The sequence below is a fragment of the Limnospira sp. PMC 1279.21 genome (genome assembly GCF_032349615.1).
Taxonomy (GTDB): Bacteria; Cyanobacteriota; Cyanobacteriia; order Cyanobacteriales; family Microcoleaceae; genus Limnospira; species Limnospira fusiformis.
In genome coordinates this window covers 1-216 of sequence record NZ_JARPLU010000635.1, presented here as the reverse complement: position 1 = coordinate 216, position 216 = coordinate 1, and the positions used below count along the sequence as shown (strand labels likewise).

General features: G+C 44.9%; 2 pseudogenes. Both read right to left on the bottom strand.

What is annotated here, in order from left to right:
• Positions 1-60 (bottom strand): annotated as a pseudogene (locus tag P5683_RS26305) (transposase); the annotation flags it as partial.
• A gap of 1 nt (position 61) precedes the next feature.
• Positions 62-216 (bottom strand): annotated as a pseudogene (locus P5683_RS26300) (IS607 family transposase); the annotation flags it as partial.

Genomic DNA, 216 nt, shown 5'->3' with positions numbered 1-216 from the left:
GATGGCTTGGTTAAAACAATAACGGCAAGCCGCCAGCCATTTTTTCCAGGTTTTTTCCAGTTCAAGGCTTGGATAAATCCGGATCTTCTTTGATTGCAGACTTATACTTTCTGAGTCCGTAGAGTCGGCAACCGAAGACATGGACAATGGCAAGGATGTCTTCAACCAATTCTCGCTCTGGGGATAAACCGTCTTGCTTGAGAACCACGATTTTTG